Below are 25,635 nucleotides of genomic sequence, written 5' to 3'. Positions count from 1 at the left end.
TATAATTTAAAATTGGTAAATATATATAAATATTCAAGTAAAATTCATAAAAATTTCATACGCAATGGATATAATAATAATAAAAGGAGGGATTAATGAAATGGGAATAGTATTCATAACAGCAGGATTAGTTTTCGTTATGTATGGATTAACATTTTTATCTTACTTGACGGAAAGTCATGTATTAGATGATGTAACAACTGATCAGATATAAACTAAAAAATAAATATATAAGTTCAAGTCATAATAGTAAAGTATAATGTTAAATGTGTTATAGACTTTATGCTTATATAATAAACATAAATTGAAAAAATATAGATGCTAATTTTAGCATCTATATTTTTATATAAAAAAAGAACTATTAAAGAATAATAGTTCTTTTTGATTTATTATTTACCTTGTCTAGACTTATTGTATCTTAATCTATCATGTTCGTTTAAGTATTTTTTTCTAAGTCTTATAGCATCTGGAGTTATTTCAACTAACTCATCATCGTCTATAAATTCTAAAGCTTCTTCTAAAGTGAATGTTCTTGCAGCTTGTAATTTTACTGCATCATCAGTACCAGAAGCACGAACGTTAGTTAATTTCTTGTTCTTACAAGGGTTAACAGTCATGTCATCTTTTCTAGAGTTCATACCTATTATCATACCTTCGTAAACTTCAACAGCAGGATCAACAAACATTTGAGCTCTTTCACTTAAAGCATTAAGAGCATAAGCCATAGTTGTACCTGGTGTTTGAGCTATTAGTACTCCGTTAGTTCTTCCTGGCATTTCACCTTTATGTTCTTCGTATCTTTCAAATGATCTAACTAAAGAACCTTCTCCACGAGTATCATTTATGAATTCACTTCTGTATCCAAGTAATCCTCTTGTTGGAGCGATGAATGTTATTTTAACATAATCACCTTCTATTTCCATAGCTTCCATCATAGCTTTTCTTAAGTTTAATTTATTTATAACAGTTCCTGAGTAAACTTCAGGACAGTTAACTATAACTCTTTCCATTGGTTCTAATAATTTTCCGTCTTCTTTTATGAATAAAACTTCTGGCTTAGAAACACCTATTTCATATCCTTCACGTCTCATATTTTCAAGAAGTATAGATAAGTGAAGCTCCCCACGTCCAGATACTCTGTATCCATCAGTAGTATCCATTGGCTCAACTTTTAATCCAACGTTAACTTCTAATTCTTTATCTAATCTATCTTTTAAGTGTCTAGTAGTTACGAATTTACCGCTTTTTCCACAGAATGGAGAATCATTAACTAAGAAGTTCATAGATAATGTAGGTTCTTCTATGTGTATTAATTCCATTGGTAATGGATTTTCCGGATTACATATAGTTTCACCTATAGATATATCAGTTATACCAGCTATAACAACTATATCACCAGCATAAGCTTCATCTTTTTCAACTTGATTTAATCCTTCATATACTGTAAGCTTAGCTATTCTTCCTCTAGCTACTGATCCGTCAGCCTTACATATAGAAACTTGAGAACCATTTTTAACAGTACCTTTGTAAACTCTACCTATACCAAGTCTACCTACATAATCATCATATGCAAGTGCAGATACTTGTAATTGAAGAGGTTCTTCACTATAGTCAGGGTATGCTTCAACATGTTCAACAACAGTTTCAAATAATGGAGCTAAGTTAGTACTTTCATCTTCCATTTCTTTTTTAGCTATACCTTGTTTAGCTATACCGTATATTATAGGGAATTCACATTGCTCATCAGTTGCATTTAAGTCAACGAATAAGTCGAATACCTCATCAACAACTTCTTCAGCTCTTTGATCTTGTTTATCTATCTTATTTATGAATAATATTGGTCTAAGTCCAGCTTCTAAAGATTTTTGTAAAACGAATCTTGTTTGAGGCATTGGCCCTTCACTAGCATCTACTAGTAATATAACTGTATCAACAGTCTTTATAACACGTTCAACCTCAGAAGAGAAGTCACTATGTCCTGGAGTATCTACTATATTTATTTTGTAGTCTTTGTAGTTTATAGAACAGTTCTTAGAATATATTGTTATACCTCTTTCGGCTTCAAGGTCGTTACTATCCATTACACAGTCTTTTACTACTTCGTTATCTCTGAATGTTCCAGATTGATGTAAGAAAGCGTCAACTAAAGTTGATTTACCAGCATCAACATGGGCGATAACGGCGATATTTATGATTTTATTTTCATTTGTCATTATATTTGTTGCTCCTTTCGATTTAAAATAACTGATTAAGTATAACATAGTATAGGTGTGTATACAAGATACTATGTAGGTAAAATCAAAAAGCTGTCTAAATATTTTTGATAATATATTTTATGTAGAAAAAAAACTTTTAAAGCCGATTGATACCAAATATTGCATAAGCTATAATGTAATTGAAAAGGAAAATGTTTTAATCAAGGGGGAAAAGGGGTAGAAATGAAAAATGCATCAAACGTAATTTCATTCAGAAAAAGAAAGTTAGAGAAAAAATATGGCAAAATTATAAAAAAAAATAAATATAAATTTATATTTATTTTAATACCTATAATAGTAGCTTTTTTTATTATGATTGACAGTTAAACTATAAAAACTATATATAAATGATAGTGAATAAGGAGAGTTTAAGGAATTAAAAGAATTTTATAAAACACAATATAAAATAAAAACATATATATAAGAAAGTAATCTAAAACTAACTTTAAGATTAAAATAGAAAGCTTTGTTTAATAGCTTTTTTTATGGGTATAATTTTATATAACATTAATTAAAAATCAAAAGGAGATTTAACATGATAAGAGTATGCCCATATTGTTCTAATATAGATGTAAATAAATTAAAAGAAATTGCAGGAGAAGAAAATGTAAAAACAGGATGTATAGGAGCTTGTAGAGCATTTTCTAAAGAAGCAGTTGGTAAAATAGATGGAGAACTTGTAATAAAACAAAATGAAGAAGACTTCTTTAAACTGTGTAAAAAGTAATAGATTATAAAAAGGTAAATTCTTGAAAATAGAATTTACCTTTTTTGATATTAAGGTATTTATGATAGGTAAAAATATTTATCATAAACTTTCTACATAAATAATACAAAAAAGAACATAAAGTGGCTAAATTATGACATTAAAAACATTGGATGTCTAATTATTATTGAAAAATTTTAAATATAGCAATATAATGAAACTATAAAATTCATATAGAATGCTAAAAATAAAAGGGATGTGGAACATTGAAGAATACATTATCATTAGAAGAAATAATAAATATAGAATCATTCCAAAAAATACAAGATGATATAGCCAAAGCAACAGACATAGCAATAATAATGGTGGACTACAAAGGAAAACCTATTACTAGTCATAGTAATTGTAGTAAATTTTGTTCTATGATTAGGAACATAGAAGAATATTCTATTCTTTGCGAAAAATGTGATTCAAGGGGTGGTCTTGAATCTGTAAGAATAAAAGAAGCATATATATATAAGTGCCATAAAGGTTTAGTTGATTTTGCAGTACCTATAATAGTAAACAATCAATATTTAGGTGCAGTAATGGCAGGTCAAATATTAGTAGAAGATGAAAATAATGTAGACTTAGAAGAAATCGTAATGGCTAAAAAAAATTTTTACAACTTAGATGAAAACACAAAAAAGTTGCTAGAATCTGAGTATAATAAACTTCCAAAAGTTAGCTTTAATAAAATAAAGTCCATTTCTCAAATGATGTTTCATATAAGTAAGTATATAGTAGAAGAAGCAGTACTTAAAATGTCATTAAATGAAGCTAATTATAAATTAACGCAAGGAAATAAGATAGATATAAATATAGAAAATGATGAAAAAACAGCCACTATTGTTAATTTAAAAACTAACGATGAGGAAATTGAATCACCTATAATAAAAGCTATTGAATATATAGATGATAACATTCAAGAGAATATAACATTAGATAAAATATCATTTGTTTGTAACTTAAGCCAATGTTACTTTAGTAAGTTATTTAAAAAAGAAACAGGCCTTAATTTTGTAGCATATTTGAATGAAAAAAAAGTTATAAAAGCAAAGCAACTTCTGATAAATACAGATAAACCAATAAATAATATAGCAATAGATTTAGGATTTGAAGACTGCGGATATTTTATAAGGATATTTAAAAAAATAGAAGGCATGACACCTAAAAAATATAGAGATTTAAATAAAAAAGATAGTTCTATTTAAAAAATAGGACTATTTTTTTTATTTGAAAACAAAAAGACAAAAAAATCCTATTTTATATAAAAAAATAGACTAAAATTTGATATAAAAAGACAAAATTTTTAGATGTATTTAATGAAAAAACAAGTTAAAATTATCACAAGGAAAACGAAATTATAACTTGAGGGGGAAATGAAAAGTGAAATCAAAAAGATTTGAAGCTTTAGCTAAACGTCCAGTAAACCAAGATGGTCTTATTGGGGAATGGGCAGATGAAGGATTAATTGCAATGAATAGCCCTAATGACCCTAAACCTTCTATAAAAATAGAAAATGGAAGAGTTGTTGAATTAGATAATAAACAAAGAGAAAATTTTGACATGATAGATAGATTTATAGCAGATTATGCTATAAATTTAGAAAAAGCTGAAGAATATATGAACTTAGATTCTTTAGAAATAGCTAGAAGATTAGTAGATATAAATGTAGGAAGAGAAGAAATAGTAAATATTAGTACATCTATAACACCAGCTAAAATAGTTGAAGTAGTATCACATATGAATGTTGTAGAGATGATGATGGCAATGCAAAAAATGCGTGCGAGAAAAACACCATCAAATCAATGCCACGTAACAAATTTAAAAGATAACCCAGTTCAAATAGCTGCAGATGCTGCAGAAGCTGGAATAAGAGGTTTCTCAGAGCAAGAAACAACTGTTGCTATAACTAGATATGCACCATTCAATGCATTAGCTATACTTATAGGTTCTCAAGTTGGTCGTGGAGGAGTTTTAACTCAATGTTCTGTTGAGGAAGCAACTGAGCTTGACTTAGGTATGAGAGGTCTTACTAGCTACGCTGAAACCGTTTCTGTATATGGTACAGAATCAGTATTTACAGATGGAGATGATACTCCTTGGTCAAAAACTTTCTTGGCATCAGCTTATGCTTCAAGAGGGTTAAAAATGAGATACACATCAGGAACAGGATCAGAAGCGTTAATGGGATATGCTGAAGGCAAGTCAATGCTTTATTTAGAAGCTAGATGTATATATATAACTAAAGGTGCTGGAGTTCAAGGACTTCAAAACGGTGCAGTTAGTTGTATAGGTATGACAGGTGCGGTTCCATCAGGAATAAGAGCAGTACTTGCTGAAAACTTAATAGCTTCTATGCTAGATATAGAAGTTGCTTCTGCAAATGACCAAACATTCTCTCATTCAGATATAAGAAGAACAGCTAGAACGTTAATGCAAATGTTACCAGGAACAGATTTTATATTCTCAGGATATAGTGCAGTTCCAAATTATGACAATATGTTTGCTGGTTCAAACTTTGATGCAGAAGATTTTGATGATTACAATATACTTCAAAGAGACTTAATGGTAGATGGTGGACTTAGACCAGTAAATGAAGAAGAAACTGTTGCAATAAGAAATAAAGCTGCAAGAGCTATTCAAGCAGTATTTAAGGAATTAGGATTCCCAACAGTAACTGATGAAGAAGTAGAAGCAGCAACTTATGCTCATGGAAGTAAAGATATGCCAGAAAGAAATATAGTTGAAGATTTAAAGGCAGCTGAAGAAATGCTAAAAAATAGAATAACTGGATTAGATATAGTTAAAGCATTAAGTAAGCATGGATTTGATGATGTAGCACAAAACATATTAAACATGTTAAAGCAAAGGGTTACAGGAGACTACTTACAAACATCAGCTATATTAGATGAAAAATTTGATGTTATAAGTGCAGTTAATGATATAAATGATTACAAAGGTCCAGGAACAGGATATAGACTAAGTGAAGAAAGATGGAATGAAATAAAGAATATACCAAATGTAATAAAACCAGAAGATATAGATTAAGGGGCGAATATATATGAAAAATTTTGTAATGCCAACTCTTCAAATAGAAGAAATAGGTGAAGCTAGTGTTGGAACAAGATCAGATGAAGTTGTTATAGGAATAGGACCTTCATTTTTTAAACATCAAACTAAAACTATAGTTGGAATAAAGCATGATGAAGTTTTAAGAGAACTTATAGCAGGTATAGAAGAAGAAGGTTTACATGCTCGTATAGTTAGAGTATTAAGAACTTCAGATGTTTCATTTATGGGAAATGATGCAGCAAAATTTAGTGGATCAGGAATAGGAATAGGTATTCAATCAAAAGGAACAACTATTATACATCAAAAAGATTTACTTCCTTTAAATAATATAGAACTATTTCCACAAGCTCCACTGTTAGATTTAGAAACATTTAGATTAATAGGAAAAAATGCAGCAAAGTATGCAAAAGGGGAATCACCAAATCCAGTGCCTACTAGAAATGACCAAATGGCAAGACCGAAGTTTATGGCAATAGCTGCATTACTTCATATAAAAGAAACTAAACATATTGTAGAAAATAGCAAACCAGTTCAAATAGAAGTTAAATTCTAATTAAGAAAGGAGATACACCATGCAATTAACTAAAATGACTGCTAAAGAATATCCTTTAGCAACTAAGATCCCTGAAAGTATAAGTACACCAACAGGTAAAAAATTAAATGACATAACATTAGAAAGCGTTATGTTAGGACAAATAAAACCTGAAGATATAAGAATATCTAAAGAAACACTAGAAATGCAAGCTCAAATAGCAGAAGAAATGAAAAGAGATGCAATAGCTAGAAACTTTAGAAGAGCAGGTGAGCTTATAAGTGTTCCTGATGAAAGAATATTAGAAATATATAATGCATTAAGACCTTTTAGATCTACTAAAGAAGAATTATTAACAATAGCTGATGAACTTGAAGAAAAATATAATGCTAAAGTTAATGCAGATTTTATAAGAGAAGCAGCTCAAGTATATGAAACTAGAAAAAAACTAAGAGTAGAATAAAAAGGATGTAAAAAATGAAAATAATAGCAGGTGTAGATATTGGAAATGCTACCACAGAAGTAGCAATAGCAAAGGTAAGTTCTGATAAATGCGAGTTTATTTCAAGTGGCATAGTTCCAACTACAGGAATAAAAGGGACTAAAGACAATATATCAGGTGTTATTTCATCATTAAAAATGGCGCTTAAAAATGCAAACCTACAAATGAAAGACTTAGATTTAGTAAGAATAAATGAAGCAGCTCCAGTTATAGGAGATGTTGCAATGGAAACTATAACTGAAACAATAATAACTGAATCAACTATGATAGGCCATAATCCATCTACACCTGGTGGAGAAGGGCTAGGAACGGGAAAAACTATAAACATAAAAGATTTAGAGTTATTAAAAGAAGATGCTTTAGATGAAAGTTATATTCCATTAATACTAAGTGATATGAATTTCTTAGAGGCGGCATTTAGAATAAATCATGCAGTTGAAAATGGTATAAAAATAGCTGGTGCAATAGTACAAAGAGATGATGCTGTTTTAATTAATAATAGATTAAACAAAAGTATACCTATAGTAGATGAAGTTACTTTATTAGAAAAAGTTCCTTTAAACATGCTTTGTGCAGTAGAGGTAGCAACACCTGGAAAAGTCATTGATAAACTTTCTAATCCATATGGAATAGCAACAGTATTTAACTTAACTTCTGATGAAACTAAAATGATAGTTCCTATATCAAGAGCACTTATAGGGAATAGATCTGCAGTAGTTATAAAAACTCCAAAAGGTGATGTAAAAGAAAAGAAAATACCTGCTGGAAAAATAATTATTGAAGGTGAAAGAAGAAAAGAAACTGTTGATGTTGATGAAGGTGCAAAGAAAATAATGGATTCAGTGAACATAAGTTTACCAATTGAAGATATAAAAGGAGAATCTGGAACAAATGTAGGAGGTATGATTGAAAGAGTAAGACAAGTAATGAGTGAACTTACTAATCAAAACATCTCAGATATAAAGATTCAAGATTTATTAGCAGTAGATACATTTACTCCACAAAACGTAAAAGGTGGACTTGCTAAAGAATTTTCTATGGAAAATGCTGTAGGCATAGCAGTTATGGTTAAAGCTGATAAACTTCAAATGCAAATTATAGCTCAAGAATTAGAAAGTATGTTAGATATAAAAGTAGAAGTTGGTGGAGTTGAAGCTGATGTTGCAATCAAAGGCGCTTTAACAACTCCAGGAACTAGCGCTCCTCTTGCAATACTAGATATGGGTGCAGGGTCAACTGATGCTTCAATAATCAATAAGCAAGGTGAAATAAAGTCTATACACTTAGCAGGTGCTGGAAACATGGTAACTATGCTTATAAAATCAGAGCTTGGTCTTGATGATTTTTCAACAGCTGAAGATATTAAAAAATACTCTTTAGCTAAAGTAGAGTCATTGTTTAACATAAGACATGAAGATGGTAGTGTTGAATTCTTTGAAAAACCACTAGATCCATCAGTATTTGCAAAGGTAGTAATTATAAAAGACAAGGAGTTAATACCAATAGATGGTCAAAACTCAGTTGAAAAAATAAAAAACATAAGAAGACAAGCAAAAGAAAAAGTATTTGTTACAAATTGCTTAAGAGCTCTTAGTGTAGTTTCTCCTACAGGAAACATTAGAGATATAGAGTTTGTAGTATTAGTTGGAGGATCATCTTTAGACTTTGAAGTACCACAACTTATAACGGATTCATTAGCTCATTATGGTGTTGTTGCAGGTAGAGGAAATATAAGAGGTACAGAAGGTCCAAGAAATGCTGTAGCAACAGGGCTTATACTATCTTCTAACTAAGGAGTTTACTATGATTATAAGAAGTTATGATTTAGACACACCAAGTGTTTATGTAATTCACAGTGAAGATGTGAATATAGAAGATTTTAAAGAAGTTTTATGGGGAATTGAAGAAGAAGGTATTCCTTATAAAGTAGAAGTTAAAAATGATGATGCTTTAAATATTCTAAGCCATGAGGCATCTTTAAAGTCTAAATTAGGAGTAGGAATTGGAATAAATGAAAAGTCAATAGCTTTAACTACAAGCAAGTTAGATCCAAATAGTCCTTTGATTACTATAAAAATGAATAAAGATTATAGTAGATTAAGGAATATAGGTGCTAATGCAGCTAGATTAGTTAAAGGTATTGAACTTAAAAAAATTTAGGAGGTACACCTATGAAAAAGCTAAATGAATTTAAGGAATTAAGTTTAGAAATAGTTAAAGTAATGGCTAAAGCAGCAGAGGAAAAGGCTTTAGAAATAAATGTTCCAGTAGTAATTTCTGCAGTTGATAAAGGTGCAAACCTTATGTTAATGCATAGAATGGAAGATGCTTTTGTAACAAGCATAGATATATCAATAAATAAAGCATTTACATCAGCTTGCTTAAAGCAAGGAACTCATGAAATAGTAGATGCAGTTCAACCAGGAGCATCTTTATATGGGCTTCAACTTACAAATAATGCAAGAATAGTACCTTTTGGTGGAGGTCTACCAATAATAGTAGATGGTAATGTTGTAGGAGCAGTAGGTGTAAGTGGTGGAACAGTAGAAGAAGATATGTTAATAGCACAAGCTGCTGTTGATGCTTTTCATAAATAAAAAATAAAAATATTATTATAAATTTTGGAGGAATATAAAATGAGTAGAATGTATGATTATTTAGTACCAAGTGTAAACTTTATGGGACCAGGATGTTTAAAAGTTATTGGTGAAAGAGCTAAAATGTTAGGTGGAAAGAAAGTTTTAATAGTTACAGATAAATTTTTAAGAAATCAAGAAAATGGAGCAGTAGAACAAACTGCAAAATACTTAAATGAAGCAGGACTTGAAGTTGTAATATATGATGGAACTGAACCAAACCCAAAAGATACAAATGTAGCTGAAGGTTTAAAAATGTTTAAAGAAGAAAATTGTGATATGATAGTTACAGTAGGTGGAGGTTCTCCTCATGACTGTGGTAAAGGTATAGGAATAGCTGCAACTCATGAAGGTGATTTATACAATTATGCTGGAATAGAAACATTAACTAATGCACTACCTCCAATCATAGCTGTAAACACTACTGCAGGAACTGCAAGTGAAGTTACTAGACACTGTGTTATAACTAATACAAAAACAAAAGTTAAGTACGTTATAGTTAGCTGGAGAAACTTACCATTAGTATCTTTCAATGATCCAGAATTAATGGTTGGAAAACCAGCAGGACTTACTGCAGCTACAGGAATGGATGCATTAACTCATGCAGTAGAAGCTTATGTTTCTAAAGATGCTAACCCTGTAACAGATGCATCTGCTATACAATCTATAAAATTAATAGCAAACAACTTAAGACAAGCTGTAGCTATGGGAGACAATATAGAAGCTAGAACTAATATGGCATATGCTTCATTATTAGCAGGTATGGCATTTAACAACGGTAACTTAGGATATGTTCATGCGATGGCGCATCAATTAGGTGGATTATATGATATGCCACATGGTGTAGCTAATGCAATGTTATTACCTCATGTTTGTAAATACAACGTAATATCAAATCCTCAAAAATTTGCTGACATAGCAGAATTTATGGGAGAAAATATCGCTGGGTTATCAGTACACGAAGCTGCTGAAAAAGCTATAGATGCAATGTTTAGACTATCTAAAGATATAGGTATACCAACTTCATTAAAAGAAATGGGTATAAAAGAAGAAGATTTCGAATATATGGCTGAGATGGCTCTTAAAGATGGAAATGCTTTCAGTAATCCAAGAAAAGGAAATGAAAAAGACATAGTAAATATATTTAAATCAGCATATTAATATAGGTGTCCCCTTTCAGTGATGAGAGGGGAATTTTATGGGGGAAAAGATGAATACAAGTTTTTTTGCAGAATTAATAGGAACAATGATATTAGTATTACTAGGAGATGCAGTTGTTGCAAACGTAATACTTAAAAAGACTAAAGGAGAAAATGGCGGTGTTATAGCAATAACTGCAGGATGGGCATTTGCAGTTGCTATACCTGTATTTATGTTTGGAAGCATAAGTGGAGCACACTTTAATCCAGCTGTGACAATAGCATTAGCATCGATAGGTAGCTTTGATTGGGCAGATGTTCCTATGTACTTAATAGCGCAATTTATAGGGGCATTTATAGGTGCAGCCCTTGTATTAGTTTTATACTATGATCACTTTAAATCAACAGATGATAAATCAACTAAATTAGGAGTATTTTGTACAGGACCAGCTGTTAGAAACTTAAAGTTAAACTTTATAACTGAATTTGTAGGGACATTTGTATTAATGTTTGCAATTTTAGGTATAGGTGCATCTAAATTAGCTGATGGAATAAGTCCAATTGCTATTGGAATATTAATTTGGGGAATTGGGTTAAGTTTAGGAGGTCCAACAGGTTATGCTATAAATCCTGCTAGGGACTTAGGACCAAGACTTGTACACTTTTTATTACCAGTACCTCAAAAAGGAGATTCTGATTGGGGTTATGCTTTAATACCAGTTATAGCACCGATATGTGGAGCTATAGTGGCAGCATTTACATACAATATGATATTTTAGATAAAAAGTATATCTCAATAAATTTATATTGAGATATACTTTTTTACTTTAATAAATATTCATTATGTAATACCCATGTATTATCTATCCATTTATAAATACATATATTATCAAACATACAATCAAAATCACATTTAAATTTATGAACATAATGCCAAAGCTCACTATATATTTTTTGTATCTTTTTCGAGCTTATAGTTACATGAAAAATTTTGTTTTTACCATCTTCTTTATTGAAATTAATATAATCTATTTTATTTAATATATCAATTAATTCATCATGAACTTTTTTAGCATTAGGGCTCATAATAACATTCATAAATATAACCCTATCATCAAAATGGTCATAATTTTTTATATGATATTTTTCACAATTATGAGTTTTAGAAAATTCATCTAATGCACTTTCTAGCTCATCTATATTCTCACATTCAAATGGTGATTTTATAGTAAAATGAGCTGGAAGTTTAGAAGAACGAGCTTTAAATTTTTCTAAAACATCTTTTCTTAAATTGTTATTAAAATCTCCTGCATCACCTTTGACCACACTTACAATTACATATCTCATGAATACCTCCGTATAATTTAAAAAAATAATAAAAAGAGTATAGCTTTAATCTCTATTGTAATAATATTTAAAATATAGCTTTTTTAGGAAACTAATATTAATATGGTTAATAGATTAATATAATATACTAAGTATATCAATATAGACTTTATGTGTAAAATTCTTGATAATTATATTATAATAATACTAAACAAAAAATTAATGCGTTAAACCAAGACTAAACAATATAAAAGGATGGTATATATAATGGGATTTTTTAAAAGATTGAAAAATGTAGTAGATGCAAAGGCTAATAAAGCACTAGATAAGTATGAAAACCCTATAGAAATGTTAGAATTATCAATAGTAAAGAAAGAAAATTTATTACAAGATGCTAAAAAACAATGTGCAAATTTTATAGCATCAGTAGACTGTATTAGAAATGAAAAGAAAGAAATACAAGAAAAAATTAATAAGTACGAAGAAGCTACTAAAGCAGCCATATTAAAAGAAGACACTGAAAAAGCTCAAAGTTTTGTAAAACAAAAATTAGAGTTAGAAGATAAACTAAATAATACTGACTTAAGAATAAAAGAGCAAGATGAGAAAATCCAACTTATAAAAAATAAAATACAAGATTTAGAAATTGAAATATCTAAAATGAAGTCTAAAAAGCAAGAATTAGCAACTAGAATAGATGTAGCTGATATAAACAATGAAATAAATGAAACATTAGCAGGTCTTAGTGATGATCATGGAATAAATCTAGATGAATTAGAAAAGAAAGTTGCACAAAAGGAAAGCTATGGTAAAGCATTAGAAGATTTAAAACCTAAAAATGAAGATGAACTATTAGATGAATATATAAAAAGTTCACCATCAGCTGATAATAAAGTAGAAGAAGAATTACAAAGGATAAAGGAAGAAATGAAAAAATAATTTAAGTATATAAAGGTAGATAGTAAATAGCTATCTACCTTTTTAAAGACAAAATGAAGGAGGTAAATTATGGGAAATGAACTAATAGAACAAGAAAAAAATAAATATAAAAAAACATATTCAGATATGATGTTTGCTTGTGATGACTTAAGACAAATGCTAGATGAAAGCGAAATTAAAAAAAGAACGTTTGTATCTAAAGTAGAGGAATTAAAAGATTATATGAATTTTTTAGATAAATTAGAAATTGAAAGTAAAATGGAGAAGAATTTTTTAAAAAAACTAATCAATAAAGAAAAAAATATAGATAATAAAATACATGAGTACATGACAACTGATAAAAAAAATAATATAAATAAACTTGAAAAATGTATAAACTGTAAGTGTAAGAATTGCGTAAGTGAATGTAGAATGAACGGATGCTTAAATTGTAGAGAAAAAGAATATGTATATGAATGTAACAAATCAAGTGATTTATTTACAAAAACAAGTGAAACAGTAACTCTTTACAACCAAGATGAAGAGTTTATATTTAATGTTGCTGGGTATTTAGTTGAAAAAGATACAGAAGGAAATTTTAATAGATATGTTTATTTAATAGATAGCAAAGATTATGATAATCAACATATATTAAAATATTCGAAGTTTAAAGGGGAAGAATATTATGATTCTGTTATTAATGATGACAATCAAGGTGAACTAGTAAGATTAAATGAAAAATTTATAAAATTAGGATTAAAAGTATAAATGAAAAATAAAAAGATAAAATTAATACCCCTTTTAGCTTTAGTACTGTTTTTATCTATTTCGTCATTTAATATATTTTTACTAGAAAATTCATATTCGCAAGGTAATATATTTTATTTGGTTGAAGCAGCTCCAAAATCAGGTGGATTCAGATCAGGTGGAAGTACTAAGAGTTTTTCAACGCCAAAATCCACAACTATAAAGCCCGATTCAGGTAGTTTTTCAACAAAGCCAAATAAAGGATCTAGTAATTCTCCTGGAAGTAGTATAAAACCAGATTCAGGAAGCTTCTCAACAAAACCAAATAACAATAATAAAACATATGATAATAAAAAATATAACACATATGATGACTATGACAATTATCCTAGAAAAAGTAGACCTATATCAGGAAACTTTTATGGATTCTCTAATCCATTTTATGGAATGATGTATGGGTTTAGAACAAGTTCATGGATAATGAAAGCAGTAATGGTTATAACAGTTTTAGTGATTTTATATATAATTATAGATATAATAAGAAGCAGAAGAAGATAAAAGAATCCCCCTTATAGAAGCATACTTCATATAAGGGGGATTTTTACAACACCAATAAACTATAAGTTTTTAAATTATGAATAATATCTTATAAAAAATTATTTATTTAATAATAATATTATATATAAGCAACGTAGAAAATAAAAAAATCCTTGATTAAATAAAATAAATGTTTTAATATACCCTTATAGGGTATTAATGAAATATCTTTTTAAAGAAAGGAGAAACCTTAAATGGATAATAATATAATAAAGCAAGGCTATAAAGTAACAGGTATGACTTGAGCCGCATGTGGTAAAGCTGCTGAGAGGGCAGTAAAGAAACTTGACGGAGTAAAGAGTCAAAGTGTAAATATGGCTACAGAAAAAATTGAAATAGAATTTGATAGTAGCAAAGTAAAGTTTGAGGATTTTAAAAAAGCTCTTCAAAAATCAGGATATGATTTAGTAGAAGATATAAATTATAAAAAAATAGATTTAAAAATAGGTGGTATGACTTGTGCAGCTTGTTCAAAAGCAGTAGAAAGAGTAGTTAAAAAATTAGATGGGATAGAAAGTATAAATGTGAATATAGCTACAGAAAAAGCTACTATAAACTATGATCCATCAAAAGTTAGATTATCTCAAATAAAATCAAGTATAGTTAAAGCTGGATATGAGGTTTTACAAGAAAATAACAAAGAAAAAGAAATAGATGAAGATAAATTAAGAAAAGAAAAGGAAATGAAAACTTTATTTACAAAGTTTATCATAGCAATCGGATTTTCTATTCCATTATTTTATATAGCAATGGGACCTATGATTTCAAAGCCTATAGGGCCATGGCCAGTACCTATGGTTATAGATCCTACAAATAATCCTTTAAATTACGCATTAATACAGTTAATTTTAGTAATACCAGTAATGCTTGCAGGATATAAATTTTATATAAATGGATTTAAAGCACTTATAGGAAGAAGTCCTAATATGGATTCTTTAGTTGCTATAGGAACATCAGCTGCATTTATATATAGTGTATATACAACAATTCAGATAGCTAATGGCCAAGCCCATAATAGACATGGTGGAGGACACCACCAATTATATTTTGAAAGTGCAGGTATAATAATAGCGTTAATATTACTTGGGAAATATTTAGAATCAAGATCAAAAGGTAAAACAAGTGAAGCTATAAAAAAATTAATGGGGCTACAACCTAAAACAGCTATTATAATAAAAAATGATAAAGAGATGGAAATCCCTATTGAAGAAGTAGAAGTAGGCGATATTATAATAGTAAAGCCTGGAGGAAAAATACCTGTAGATGGTATAGTTGTACAGGGACATACTTCAGTAGATGAATCTATGCTTACAGGTGAAAGTATACCAGTAGAAAAAAATATTGGAGATAAAGTAACTGGGGCTAGTATAAATAAAAATGGAAGCATAAGATTTAAAGCACAAAAAGTTGGCAGTGATACAGCACTTGCTCAGATAATAAAGTTAGTTGAAGATGCACAAGGAAAAAAAGCACCTATAGCTCAACTTGCAGATACTGTATCTGGATATTTTGTTCCAACGGTAATTTTAATATCCGTAGTAGCAGCATTTTTATGGTTTATAGTAGGAAATAAAGACTTAGAATTTGTACTTACAATTTTCATTTCTGTGCTTGTAATAGCATGTCCATGTGCATTAGGCCTTGCAACACCTACAGCGATAATGGTTGGTACAGGTAAAGGTGCAGAAAATGGTATTTTAATAAAAGGTGGAGAAGCGCTAGAACTAGCTCATAAAGTGGATACTATAATATTTGATAAAACTGGAACTATAACAGAAGGTAAACCTACTGTTACTGAAATTATAGTAACTGAAAATATTGATGAAAATTACTTATTAAGTTTAGCAGCGAGTTCAGAAAAAGGTTCAGAACATCCATTAGGTGAAGCAATAGTAAAATATGCAGAATACAAACAAGTAGAACTTATGAAAGTTAATAAATTCAAAGCTATACCAGGCCATGGTATAGAAGTATCTATAGATAGTAAAGAAATATTACTTGGAAATAAAAAGCTTATGGTAGACAGAAATATAAGCTTAGAAACTTTAGAAATAGAAAGTGATAAACTTGCCAGCAAAGGAAAAACACCTATGTATGTATCTATTGATAATAAAATTGCTGGTATAATAGCTGTAGCAGATATAGTTAAAGAAAGTAGTAAAAAATCAATAGAAAAATTACATGATATGGGCATAAAAGTAGCCATGGTTACTGGAGATAATGAAAAAACTGCCCAGGCTATAGCTAAAGAAGTAGGTATAGATATAGTATTAGCAGAGGTACTTCCTCAGGATAAATCAAATGAAGTTAAAAAACTTCAAAGTGAAGGTAGATTTGTAGCAATGGTAGGAGATGGAATCAATGATGCTCCAGCACTTGCTCAAGCTGATATAGGTATAGCTATAGGAAGTGGAACTGATGTAGCAATGGAATCTGCAGATGTAGTATTAATGAAAAGTGATTTAATGGATGTATGTAATTCTATAAAACTAAGTAATGAAACTATCAAAAATATAAAGCAAAACTTATTTTGGGCATTTGGATACAATACTATCGGTATACCAATAGCTGCAGGTGTGTTATATATATTTGGTGGTCCATTATTAAATCCAATGTTTGCAGCCGCGGCAATGAGTTTAAGTTCTGTATCAGTAGTAACTAATGCGCTTAGACTTAAAAATTTTAAAACCTACAAATAGTATATGTATAATAAAATATAATACATTAAGTAGCACATGTGATATAATCTATTAATATTAAACTTGAAAAGAGGTATTAATATGAAAAAAATTATAGGCCTTGTGCTACTTATTTTATGTATGGGATCGATGTATTATTTTTCTAGCCAAGAGGGAACTAAATCATCAAGTCAATCAGGAAAGGCAGTGCAAGTTATTGATAATGTAAGAGATAAAGTTACACTAAATGATAGTAGATTAATTAGTGTGAAAGAGAAAGTCTTTGATAAATTAAAACAGTATGGAGACAAAGGGTATATTGTAAGGAAAATAGCTCACTTTTCTATATATGCATGTATAGGTATAAGTATGGCTTACATAATATACTTATTTTCAAAAAAAGTTTTTATATCATCTACATTAGCCTTTATGCTATCAATAATGTATGCTTATTATGATGAATATAGGCAACTATCTGTAGTTGGGAGAGTTGGTAGTATAAAAGATGTATTTATAGATTCTGCTGGAGCGTTAACTGGAATTCTAATATTTTGTATCTTAACAATTGGATTAAATGGAATAAAATCATTGATTTTTAAAAATAGAGGATATAATGATTAAAAAAAATAAGCTATCAAATTTGATAGCTTATTTTAATTTAGTATAAATTAACAAGAATTAGTTATTAAAAAAATTGAAATAATATTATCAAAACATGCTAAATGTTAATAAATTATAGGAGAATAAAATAATGGCAAATTACAATGGAGTAGTTAAGTGGTACAATGCAGTTAAAGGATATGGATTTATAACATCTGATAATGGAGAAGATGTTTTTGTCCATTTTTCTAATATAAAAGAAGAGGGTCATAATAAAGATCTTCATGAAGGTGAAGAAGTTAGCTTTGATATGATACAAGCTGATAAAGGTATAGCAGCTATAAATGTTCATAAATTATAATTTAAAAAATGACATCTTAAATATAGGTGTCATTTTTGTTTATATTAAAAATAAATATATTTAATAGTAAAATATTTGGATATTAAAATATAAATTCATAAAAAATTCATATATTAACAATTTATATATGATAAAATTAGATAGCATATAATTTTAAGATGGAGTTGATAATTATGAATGAGTCAATATTAGTTGTAGAAGATGACTTTAATATACAAGAACTTATAGTAGAATTTTTAAGCTCTCAGGGATATAAAGTAGACTATGCAAGTGATGGGCTAGAAGGAATACAAAAATTTAAACAAAAAAATTATGATTTAATAATTTTAGATGTAATGATGCCTAATTTAGATGGTCACTCAGTATGTAAAATGATTAGAAAAAATTCTAATGTACCTATAATATTTTTAACAGCGTTAAATGATGAAACTGATCAGGTTAAAGGGTTTGAGCTAGAATGTGATGATTATATAACAAAGCCTTTTTCTTTTAATTTACTTATAAAAAGAGTTGAAGCTGTATTAAGAAGGTCTTCAAAAACGACTAGCTGTGATTTTGTTACATTTGAAAAATTAAAATTAGATTTAAATACATATACAGTAAATATAAATGATGAAGTTATAGAACTAACATTAAAGGAGTTTAATATATTAAAAACTCTAATAGAAAAATACCCACAAGTTATAACTAGAGAAAGTTTATTAGATAGTATATGGGGGTATGATTACTACGGAGACACAAGAATAGTTGATGCACATATAAAAAATATAAGAAAAAAAATAGTATTACCATATATAAAAACAGTAAAAGGGATAGGATATACACTTGAGAAGGATATTTAACAAATGGGAAAATTTAAATATAAAATATAAATTATTTTCAATAACAACAGGGCTTTTACTAGTACTAGCCATAATAATATATTTGATATTATATTTTTTATTACCATCATACTATCATAAGTATAAAATAGGATTATTAGAAGATAGCATAAAAAGTCTTACACAAGAATCTGTAAATTATTCAACTGCACAATTAGAAGAACGACTTTTTCATTTAGCAAAAGATCAAAATCTTTCGGTATTATTAATTGATTCTAATGGCAGAATTGTTTATGGTAAAAATGAGTTTATAGTTTTAAAATATAGTAAGTATGTGATAAATAGAAATACAAAAGAATTTCCTATAACTATTCCTATTTATACAAAAGACTCTATACTTCCGTATAAATTAAATATAGTTATGCCACTTCAACCGATAGATGAAGCTAGCGATGTAATTAGAACTTTAATGCCATATATAATTGCTGTAGCAATACTTATAGCAATGTTAGGTGCTTATATCTACTCAGTTGTTATAACAAAGCCACTTATTGATATAATAGAAAGTGAAAGAGAGGCTGAAAATAGACGAAAAGATTTTGTAGCTACTATATCCCATGAATTAAAAACACCTATTACAATAATAAGTGGACAACTAGAAGGAATGATTTATAATATAGGTAAATACAAGGATAGAGATACTTATTTAAAAAAATCATATGAATCAACACAAGAATTAAAAGAATTAGTAAATGAAATGATAGAAGTATCAAAAAGTGAAATATTAGAACAAGATCTAATTTTAAAGGATGTAAATCTAAGTGAATTATTAAAAAAGTTGGTAAAGAGACAACAATTTTTAATAGATGAAAAACAACTAGAAACTATTTTGAACATAGAAGAGAGCTTATATGTAAAATGTGATGAAGAAAGAATTTCAAAAGCTATAAACAATATAATCAATAATGCCATAAAATATTCACCAAATGGTGAAAAAATTATAATAAGATTAAGTAAAAATAATTTAAGAGGTCACAAAAAAAGAAATAATATTAGAACTTATTTAGAAATAGAAAATACTGGTGTGAATATAGATGAAAAATATTTAAATGAAATATTTAAGCCGTTTTTTAGAGTAGAAAAATCAAGGTCGAGAAAAACAGGAGGAAGTGGTTTAGGATTATATTTAGTAGGACAGATTTTCAATAGCCATGGTTTTAGATATAGCTTAAAAAATAAAAATAACTCTGTTATATTTACAGTAGAACTTTAATAAAACATTTCAAGTATCATTCACATTAAACTCACATTAAATTCATATACGAGGTGTACTATATAAATATAGAAAGACTAGCTTAAAAAAACCATAATATAATACCCTATTTGCAATGGCAACCCTCCCTCACATCCTCCTATAGAGTTGTCATTGCAAAGCTTTATCCCCCATATACTCCAAACTATGGGGGATATTTTTTTATTTTTTCTTATTAACCAAATAATCTACGATATAACCCATTATTATAACTCCTGGAACATCTATTAAAAGCCGAGCAATTGTAAACTTATACCCTAGTGCACCTATTTCAAAGAGAAGAGTAGAAAATTTTGTTACGCACCATGCATTTAAAAATATTATTATATTAGAAAATTTAACCCCTTTTTTTATTAGAACAGCGGTAAAGGGAAAAGCAGCGTACATTGGACCAGCAGCAAAAAAAGCAATTAAAAAGGATAGTGCAATCCCTAAAATTCCAGAATTAGATCCCATATATTTCATAAAGTACTCCCGTGGAACCCAAACATCTAAAAGACCTAATAAGATCATTACAGGAGGTAGTATAGATAGCATTTGAATAATATTTGACTTAGTACTATCAAAAATATCTAAACCTAAATTATTATCAAAAATATATATAGCTATACATATTAATAAGCTGATTAAAAAATATTTATATCTATTTAATATGAATTTAATATTTATCATCCTAAAACACCTCCAATAAAAAATGCTACAACAAAAGCAAATAAAAATGCAATTAAGTTACGATAAAATGTAGCTTTTTTACCCATATAAGTTGCTTCTAGAGAAAAAGTTAAAATTCCAACCATAGTAAGTGTAGATATTAAAGCAGCGACTTGAGCATATCCAGCTCCGCTTTTCAATAATGAATCTCCTGTTGAAAATGCAACGAATGTGGGCATCATAGTTATAGATCCAACTATAGAAGATAAACTAATACCTATAAAACCAGAATCGGGACCTATAAGCTTTGATATAGAGTTAGGATCTGTTATGGATAGTAAAACAGCTACAATGATTACTATAAATAGAAATTGAGGCATAATATTTTCCCACGACTTGATACCATTTTTTATAGCTAACTTAGTTTTTTCTTTATCTTTAAAAAAGGATATAATTAAAAGTATTATGCAAAATGAATAGATAATATAGGATGTCACAAAAATCTCCCCCTTTTAGCTAATAATATATGATATGTAATGATAAGAAAAAATGAAATTGATGATAGTAAATTTTGTTAAATAATTTTTATCTATTTTGCAAAGTATAAGATATATATTAGTTAAGGAGGTTTTAAAATGAGCATGATGAAAAAACAAATGGAAAACTTAAAAGATGACTTGCAAAAAGGAATGAAAAAAGCTGAATTTGTACTAAAAGATACTGCAGAAGATATTAAAGATGATGCAAAAGGTGTTATGATGAGTATGGAAATGAAGAAAGATGAAATGGTAGAAGAATATGAGCAAAAAAAATTTGCTAAAGATTTAAAACATCAAATGGAAAAAGAAGAAAAATATAAATAGATTTAAAGTCAAAAGATATAGGGATAAAACTCTATATCTTTATTAAATTATAATACAAATTTTAAATATATATTGGAATTCAAATAAATAGTGAAGATATTAAATCAAAAAAATATAAATTTAAAAAATAAAATTAAATTTTATAAAAATATGTATTAAAAAAAATTATAAAATGTGTTAAACTACAACTAATAATTTGTTTGAAAAAATAAAAAACAGTTAAGTGAGTAGATAGGAGAATAATCAACATGGGAATATTTGATATGTTTAAAAAGAAGAAGCAAGAAGAAAAGGGTATCATAGCATTAACAAATGGAGAGTTATTAGAAATAACAGAAGTTCCAGATGAAGTATTTTCTAATAAAATAATGGGTGATGGATTTGCTATAAAGTCAAATGATGGAATAATAGTATCTCCAGTAGATGGAACTGTAGAAATGGTATTTGATACAAAGCATGCAGTTGGTTTAAAAGCTGACAATGGACTTGAAATATTGATACATTTAGGTGTAGATACTGTTAATTTAAAGGGTGAAGGATTTGAAGTGTTTGTAAATGCTGGAGATAAAGTATCTGCTGGTGATAAACTAATAAAAATGGATGTAGACTTTATACAGAAAAATGCTAAGTCAGACATAAGCCCAATAATATTCACTAACTTAGAAGAAAATCAAAGTGTTAAAGTTATAACAGGTAAAGTTGTAGCTAAAGAAGAAAATAGAATTGAAATCTTAAAATAATAAAAAAGCTTTTAGTATAAAACTAAAAGCTTTTTTTATATACTAATTTATTTATAAAAAAATAAAAATAAAACTCTTGCAAAAGAAAACTATTTCCAGTAATATATTGGTATAGACCATGCGGTATATACCAATATAAAAATATAAATATTAATTTAAGATATGAAAAGTATATTCTAGTTTATTTTATTTAATAAAGTAAGAATATATATCATAAATTTACAACAAAGGAGAGGCAAATTATGCTTAAATTTTTACAACGTATAGGAAAGTCATTAGTACTACCTATAGCAGCTTTACCTATAGCAGGTATAATGCTTAGATTAGGTCAAGGAGACGTAATAGAAAAATTAAACTTTTTACCATTTTTAGCAAACATATTACCATATTTTGGTGCAGCTGGTTCTGCTATATTTGATAATTTACCAATGTTATTTGCAATAGGAGTTGCAGTTGGATTTTCAGATGATCAAAATGGTGCATCAGCACTTGCAGGTATTATATCTTATTTAACATTAACAAAAGTTACAGGGCAATATTGGACAATGAATTTAACTCCTGAAATAGCCTCAACTTTAAATATATCTTTCTTGGGAGGTATATTAGCAGGTATTATAGGAGGATTATCTTATAATAAGTTTAGAGGAGTAAAATTACCAGAGTTTTTAGCATTTTTCGGAGGAAGAAGAGCAGTGCCTATAATGGCAGGTCTTATATCAGTAATAATAGCAATACCGCTTGGTATGGTATGGCCAACTATTCAAGGTGCATTATCAAATGTATCTGCAGGAATAGCTGGAATGGGTGCAATAGGAGCTGCATTATTTGCATTCTTTAACCGTTTATTATTACCGCTAGGATTACACCATGTATTTAATTCATTCTTCTGGTTCCAATTAGGTGAATTTGGAGGAAAAACTGGAGATTTAAATAGATTCTTTGCAGGAGACCCTACAGCAGGACATTTTATGGCAGGATTTTTCCCGATAATGATGTTTGGATTACCTGCATTAGCACTAGCAATGTATTTTGCAGCTAAAAAGGAAAAAAGAACAGCAGTAGCTGGTATGCTTTTATCACTTGCACTTACGTCATTTTTAACTGGAGTTACAGAACCTATAGAATTTTTATTTATATTCTTATCACCAGTATTATTAGTAGCTCATGCAGTACTTAGCGCAGCATCAATGTTTATAACAGACAGCTTAGGAATATTGCACGGATTTACATTCTCAGCAGGTGCCATAGATTATCTTATGAACTTTAACTTAGCTACTAAGCCAGCATTAATACTATTAATAGGTTTAGGTATCGGAGCTTTATATTTTGTAGTATTCTACACTTTAATAGTTAAATTAAACCTACCAACTCCTGGTAGAGAAGATGATGAAGATGTAGCTATTGGAAACAAAAACAAAAAAACTTCTGATGATGAACTTTACATAAAATATATAGAATATCTAGGTGGAGAAGACAATATAGTTAAAGTTGACAACTGTGCAACTCGTTTAAGACTAGATGTGCTAGATTCAGAAAAAATAAATGAAAAGGGATTAAAATCTATAGGAGCAAAAGGTGTTGTTAAATTAAGTAAAACTGCAGCTCAAGTTATAGTTGGAACAACTGTAGAATTTGTGGCAGATGGAATAAAAAATAATCTTAAAAAATCGGCTTAATATAAATATTTAATATAAAAAGGTGAGTGTAAATGCACTCACCTTTTTATATTAAAATTCTAAATTTAAATTCAAAAATCTTTCTTTTATATCATTCATAATATTAACTTCATCCTCTGGTGTATTTGCATCATAGGTAACTGAAAATCTTAAAAAATCTCCACAATCATCCCATGGTACTGTAGAAATTAGAGCATTTGATAAAATATATAATGAAGCATGTTCAGCATTTTTAAATTTTATCCCATTTTTAATTCCTTTAGGAATAGGAACATAAATATAAAAACCTGCCTTAGGCTTACTAGCTTTAAATCCTATGTCATTTAAAGTTTTGGTAAGTAGATCAAGTCTTCTAGAATATCTTTCACGATTAGAATCAACTAAACTATAGTTATCAAGTGCATATGCACCAGCTAATTGAATAGCTCTAAATTGGCCAGAGTCAGCATGAGATTTAATTGTAGAATAAAGTTTAATAAATTTTTTATTGCCTACTATAAATGCTAGTCTCCAGCCTGTCATATTAAAGGACTTAGACATAGAATGTATCTCAACACAAACATCTATTGCACCATCAATACTTAATATACTTAGTGGCTTGTAATCATCGTAAGTTAAATGACCATATGCGGCATCACATACTATAAAAATATTATGTTTTTTAGCAAATTCAATAGCTTTTTTATAAAATTCAACGCTAGCGACTTGTCCTGTTGGATTATTAGGATAATTTAGATATAGTAATTTTGCTCTTTTTAAAATATCATTAGGTATATTTTCTAAATCAGGATAAAAATTATCATCTTCACATAGAGGAAGATTGTATACTTCTCCACCTAAAAATTTTGTATAGGTAGCTAGTGTAGGATATGCAGGTTTAGGCATTAAACAAATATCATTAGGATTTATAAAACAAAATGGAAGCATAGCTAGTATTGATTTAGAACCTATACCATGCATAATATTATCTTTAGTTAAATTATTTAATTTGTATACATTTTTTAAATAATTACAAGCAGATTCTCGAAATTGATCAATTCCATTATCAGCATAAAATCTATTTTCTTTTTTTCTTGCCTCAGTATTTAAAATATCAACTATAGATAAGTCAGCCATTTGATCAGGCTCTCCCACTCCCATATCAATAAGTTTTACATTTGGATTTTTCAAAGTGGTTTCTTTTGTTAATTGTTTTATTTTCTCGAATTTATATAGTTCCTTAGCTTCTTTAAAAAAGGATGAACCACCCAATCTGTCAGATACTAAATTGTCCAAAAACTCCATCAAAAATCCCTCCAAAAAATTAGTATAATATATTGTATTAAATATTGAAGCAATAAGATACAATATATGATAATTTTATTATTAATAAATAAATTTTTTTGTTTTTATAAAATTTAAATTAGAAATTAATTTGGTGAAAATAAAACTATAAATAGTAATTAATTAACATGTGTA

General features: G+C 28.5%; 26 protein-coding genes and 1 pseudogene. 22 read left to right on the top strand and 5 right to left on the bottom strand.

The annotated features are described in order from the left end of the window. Positions 1-389: 389 nt before the first annotated feature. Entirely contained in the window at positions 390-2,213 is a 1,824-nt protein-coding gene (gene typA / locus BLP75_RS04345; RefSeq protein WP_092724180.1) for a translational GTPase TypA, read from the bottom strand. 225 nt (positions 2,214-2,438) lie between these two features. On the opposite strand from typA, the gene BLP75_RS18085 reads away from it, so the two are divergent. The 11 genes from BLP75_RS18085 (at position 2,439) to BLP75_RS04295 (ending at position 11,666) form a co-directional block, all read left to right on the top strand. Next, the gene (locus BLP75_RS18085) at positions 2,439-2,582 is read left to right on the top strand and encodes a hypothetical protein (protein ID WP_170139154.1); all 144 of its coding nucleotides are present in this window, start codon (positions 2,439-2,441) and stop codon (positions 2,580-2,582) included. 208 nt (positions 2,583-2,790) lie between these two features. Continuing rightward, the gene (locus BLP75_RS04340) at positions 2,791-2,982 is read left to right on the top strand and encodes a DUF1450 domain-containing protein (RefSeq protein WP_092724179.1); all 192 of its coding nucleotides are present in this window, start codon (positions 2,791-2,793) and stop codon (positions 2,980-2,982) included. Positions 2,983-3,227: 245 nt separating this feature from the next. Beyond that, the gene (locus BLP75_RS04335; RefSeq protein ID WP_092724177.1) at positions 3,228-4,214 is read left to right on the top strand and encodes a PocR ligand-binding domain-containing protein; all 987 of its coding nucleotides are present in this window, start codon (positions 3,228-3,230) and stop codon (positions 4,212-4,214) included. A gap of 175 nt (positions 4,215-4,389) precedes the next feature. Beyond that, positions 4,390-6,054 (top strand): propanediol/glycerol family dehydratase large subunit, encoded by a 1,665-nt coding sequence (locus BLP75_RS04330; RefSeq protein WP_092724175.1) that lies wholly within the window; start codon positions 4,390-4,392, stop codon positions 6,052-6,054. 13 nt (positions 6,055-6,067) lie between these two features. Next, entirely contained in the window at positions 6,068-6,631 is a 564-nt protein-coding gene (locus BLP75_RS04325; protein WP_092724173.1) for a propanediol/glycerol family dehydratase medium subunit, read from the top strand. Between the two features lie 19 nt (positions 6,632-6,650). Further along, positions 6,651-7,073 (top strand): diol dehydratase small subunit, encoded by a 423-nt coding sequence (locus BLP75_RS04320; RefSeq protein WP_092724171.1) that lies wholly within the window; start codon positions 6,651-6,653, stop codon positions 7,071-7,073. Positions 7,074-7,087: 14 nt separating this feature from the next. Next, positions 7,088-8,905, top strand: coding sequence for a diol dehydratase reactivase subunit alpha (locus BLP75_RS04315; protein ID WP_092724169.1), 1,818 nt, complete (start codon positions 7,088-7,090; stop codon positions 8,903-8,905). A 10-nt stretch (positions 8,906-8,915) separates the two neighbouring features. Next, positions 8,916-9,272, top strand: a complete 357-nt coding sequence (locus BLP75_RS04310; protein WP_092724167.1) for a glycerol dehydratase reactivase beta/small subunit family protein — start codon at positions 8,916-8,918, stop codon at positions 9,270-9,272. An 11-nt stretch (positions 9,273-9,283) separates the two neighbouring features. After that, positions 9,284-9,709: a GlcG/HbpS family heme-binding protein gene (locus BLP75_RS04305; protein WP_092724165.1), complete on the top strand. Its 426-nt coding sequence runs from the start codon at positions 9,284-9,286 to the stop codon at positions 9,707-9,709. Positions 9,710-9,748: 39 nt separating this feature from the next. Next, a complete protein-coding gene (locus BLP75_RS04300) occupies positions 9,749-10,909 on the top strand; it encodes an iron-containing alcohol dehydrogenase (RefSeq protein WP_092724163.1) in 1,161 nt (386 codons plus the stop codon). 49 nt (positions 10,910-10,958) lie between these two features. After that, on the top strand, positions 10,959-11,666 hold the full coding sequence (locus tag BLP75_RS04295; RefSeq protein WP_092724706.1) for an MIP/aquaporin family protein: 708 nt from the start codon (positions 10,959-10,961) through the stop codon (positions 11,664-11,666). Positions 11,667-11,709: 43 nt separating this feature from the next. Here BLP75_RS04295 and BLP75_RS04290 read toward each other — a convergent pair whose 3' ends face one another. After that, the gene (locus BLP75_RS04290) at positions 11,710-12,234 is read right to left on the bottom strand and encodes a 2'-5' RNA ligase family protein (RefSeq protein ID WP_092724161.1); all 525 of its coding nucleotides are present in this window, start codon (positions 12,232-12,234) and stop codon (positions 11,710-11,712) included. A gap of 246 nt (positions 12,235-12,480) precedes the next feature. Here BLP75_RS04290 and BLP75_RS04285 point away from each other — a divergent pair, with 246 nt between their 5' ends. From BLP75_RS04285 to BLP75_RS04250, 8 genes and pseudogenes are all read left to right on the top strand, one after another. Beyond that, the gene (locus tag BLP75_RS04285; RefSeq protein ID WP_170139153.1) at positions 12,481-13,152 is read left to right on the top strand and encodes a PspA/IM30 family protein; all 672 of its coding nucleotides are present in this window, start codon (positions 12,481-12,483) and stop codon (positions 13,150-13,152) included. 69 nt (positions 13,153-13,221) lie between these two features. Then, positions 13,222-13,899 carry a hypothetical protein gene (locus tag BLP75_RS04280; RefSeq protein ID WP_092724157.1) on the top strand — a complete coding sequence of 226 codons (678 nt, stop codon included), beginning with the start codon at positions 13,222-13,224 and terminating at the stop codon, positions 13,897-13,899. Beyond that, positions 13,900-14,436: a hypothetical protein gene (locus BLP75_RS04275; RefSeq protein ID WP_092724155.1), complete on the top strand. Its 537-nt coding sequence runs from the start codon at positions 13,900-13,902 to the stop codon at positions 14,434-14,436. Between the two features lie 233 nt (positions 14,437-14,669). After that, positions 14,670-17,174: pseudogene (locus BLP75_RS04270) on the top strand (heavy metal translocating P-type ATPase). An 81-nt stretch (positions 17,175-17,255) separates the two neighbouring features. Continuing rightward, entirely contained in the window at positions 17,256-17,774 is a 519-nt protein-coding gene (locus tag BLP75_RS04265; RefSeq protein ID WP_092724153.1) for a VanZ family protein, read from the top strand. Between the two features lie 130 nt (positions 17,775-17,904). Continuing rightward, entirely contained in the window at positions 17,905-18,114 is a 210-nt protein-coding gene (locus BLP75_RS04260; RefSeq protein WP_092723245.1) for a cold-shock protein, read from the top strand. Between the two features lie 173 nt (positions 18,115-18,287). After that, a complete protein-coding gene (locus BLP75_RS04255) occupies positions 18,288-18,956 on the top strand; it encodes a response regulator transcription factor (protein WP_092723243.1) in 669 nt (222 codons plus the stop codon). Then, positions 18,940-20,208: a sensor histidine kinase gene (locus tag BLP75_RS04250; protein ID WP_092723241.1), complete on the top strand. Its 1,269-nt coding sequence runs from the start codon at positions 18,940-18,942 to the stop codon at positions 20,206-20,208. Before BLP75_RS04255 ends, BLP75_RS04250 begins: the two co-directional genes overlap by 17 nt. Before the next feature lie 201 nt (positions 20,209-20,409). On the opposite strand, the gene BLP75_RS04245 is transcribed toward BLP75_RS04250, so the two are convergent. Together BLP75_RS04245 and BLP75_RS04240 are read right to left on the bottom strand one after the other, a co-directional pair. After that, entirely contained in the window at positions 20,410-20,919 is a 510-nt protein-coding gene (locus tag BLP75_RS04245; RefSeq protein WP_092723239.1) for a permease, read from the bottom strand. After that, positions 20,916-21,395 carry a permease gene (locus BLP75_RS04240; RefSeq protein WP_092723237.1) on the bottom strand — a complete coding sequence of 160 codons (480 nt, stop codon included), beginning with the start codon at positions 21,393-21,395 and terminating at the stop codon, positions 20,916-20,918. Before BLP75_RS04240 ends, BLP75_RS04245 begins: the two co-directional genes overlap by 4 nt. A 138-nt stretch (positions 21,396-21,533) precedes the next feature. On the opposite strand from BLP75_RS04240, the gene BLP75_RS04235 reads away from it, so the two are divergent. The 3 genes from BLP75_RS04235 to nagE all read left to right on the top strand — a co-directional run bounded on the left by BLP75_RS04235 (position 21,534) and on the right by nagE (position 24,177). Beyond that, positions 21,534-21,761: a hypothetical protein gene (locus BLP75_RS04235; RefSeq protein WP_092723236.1), complete on the top strand. Its 228-nt coding sequence runs from the start codon at positions 21,534-21,536 to the stop codon at positions 21,759-21,761. Positions 21,762-22,009: 248 nt separating this feature from the next. Then, entirely contained in the window at positions 22,010-22,501 is a 492-nt protein-coding gene (locus BLP75_RS04230; protein WP_092723234.1) for a PTS sugar transporter subunit IIA, read from the top strand. 242 nt (positions 22,502-22,743) lie between these two features. Further along, a complete protein-coding gene (nagE, locus tag BLP75_RS04225; RefSeq protein ID WP_092723232.1) occupies positions 22,744-24,177 on the top strand; it encodes an N-acetylglucosamine-specific PTS transporter subunit IIBC in 1,434 nt (477 codons plus the stop codon). A 51-nt stretch (positions 24,178-24,228) separates the two neighbouring features. On the opposite strand, the gene BLP75_RS04220 is transcribed toward nagE, so the two are convergent. Further along, positions 24,229-25,461, bottom strand: coding sequence for an LL-diaminopimelate aminotransferase (locus BLP75_RS04220; RefSeq protein ID WP_207645418.1), 1,233 nt, complete (start codon positions 25,459-25,461; stop codon positions 24,229-24,231). Positions 25,462-25,635 lie beyond the last annotated feature (174 nt).

Origin of the sequence: Romboutsia lituseburensis DSM 797 (genome assembly GCF_900103615.1) — a bacterium.
GTDB classification, from domain to species: Bacteria; Bacillota; Clostridia; order Peptostreptococcales; family Peptostreptococcaceae; genus Romboutsia_F; species Romboutsia_F lituseburensis.
The sequence above is the reverse complement of the archived record's forward strand: the minus strand, read 5'-3'. Positions and strand labels throughout refer to the sequence as shown.